The sequence below is a fragment of the Rugamonas violacea genome (assembly GCF_016461825.1).
GTDB lineage: Bacteria > Pseudomonadota > Gammaproteobacteria > Burkholderiales > Burkholderiaceae_D > Rugamonas.
The window spans coordinates 18,676-19,921 of sequence record NZ_JAEMNU010000018.1 but is presented as its reverse complement, the minus strand read 5'-3'; the positions used below and the strand labels follow the sequence as shown (position 1 = coordinate 19,921).

Here is a 1,246-nt window from a genome sequence, read left to right as displayed (position 1 = left end):
CGTATCACCAATTCAAGCGCTCAAAGCATGGCAGAAGAAAAAGCCCGAATTATTTGTTAAACGCGTGTATAACCACACGAGTCTTGACAGCTAGCGACCGATAGGTCATCGACGCATTACATCATGCGAATAGGGAACTTATTGCCAAGTGCGCCGCCGCCCCGACCACCCAGGCCGCCGCCAATATAGCCACCTAGCATGCGACCAATAACGTAACCACCCATTGCGCCGGCGGGCCCATCAAAAATATGCCTTGGCATAATTTTCATCAGAAAATAGAACAATAAAAATAGGAAAATATAGATTTCTTTCACCTCACTCAAGTACACATTTAAATTTTACATCAAATAAAGATAACGAAAAATTCGTCTCAATGATCAAACAGTCGGATCTAGCAACCTCAAAACCATAATCTATTTAATCATAAAAAAATTCCAAATAGAAATATTTGATTTAACATTGATAATAATCACATCGTTAAATCTGGACGAAGGGAAATATATTTCCACATTGAAAGTTTTACGTCGAAGGATATGAAGCCCTGCGGCCAGGACGCCATCGACAAGGATCGCGCGCATGCTTCGCATGGACATGGCATAGCAGCGCTTCGGCTCCGCCGACAAGGGCATCATCAAGGATGCGCTACTTCAAGCAGTCCGAGCCGCAGCGCAACTGGCTGATCGGCGAGCTGAAGGCGTCCAAGGCGACGTGGAAGGTGATCGCCGCCGACATGCCGCTGAGCCTGTACGTGCCGGACGGCACCGAGGCGAACGGCGCGACGCGCTGGGAAGCCAGCGCCAACGGCGACGACGGCCCGGCCTCGGGCCGCGAACTGGAAATCGCCCGCCTGCTCAAAGCCATCAAGGCGATCAAGAACGTCACCTGGATCACCGCCGACGTGCACTACTGCGCGGCGCACTACTACGATCCGGCCAAGGCCAGCTTCACCGACTTCGCGCCGTTCTGGGAATTCGTCGCCGGGCCGATGAACGCCGGCGCCTTCGGCCCGAACAAGCTGGACATGACCTTCGGCCCGACCGAGGTGTTCGCCAAGGCGCCGAAAATCGCCAACTCTTCGCCGTTCGCCGGCTACCAGTTCTTCGGCGAAGTGACCATCGACCCGCAGTCGAAGGCGATGACGGTCGAGCTGCTGGACCTGGACGGCGTGTCGCAGTTCAAGAAGACGCTGGAGCCGCAAGCGATATAGGGGCGTCAAACAAACCCAAAGGCATGAACCTGGGGTGGG

The 1,246-nt window shown here is 53.8% G+C and carries 2 protein-coding genes; one reads left to right on the top strand and one right to left on the bottom strand.

Annotated features, from left to right (window positions below; genetic code table 11):
- Window positions 1–116 precede the first annotated feature (116 nt).
- Window positions 117–314, bottom strand: coding sequence for a hypothetical protein (locus H7U20_RS03165; RefSeq protein ID WP_199518165.1), 198 nt, complete (start codon window positions 312–314; stop codon window positions 117–119).
- Window positions 315–637: 323 nt separating this feature from the next.
- Here H7U20_RS03165 and H7U20_RS03160 point away from each other — a divergent pair, with 323 nt between their 5' ends.
- Window positions 638–1,207, top strand: coding sequence for an alkaline phosphatase D family protein (locus H7U20_RS03160; protein WP_199518164.1), 570 nt, complete (start codon window positions 638–640; stop codon window positions 1,205–1,207).
- Window positions 1,208–1,246: the final 39 nt, after the last annotated feature.

What these genes read in the sequence shown, in the direction of transcription:
- H7U20_RS03160 (WP_199518164.1), top strand. Translation starts at nt 638, where the DNA reads ATGCGCTACTTCAAGCAGTCCGAGCCGCAGCGCAACTGGCTGATCGGC.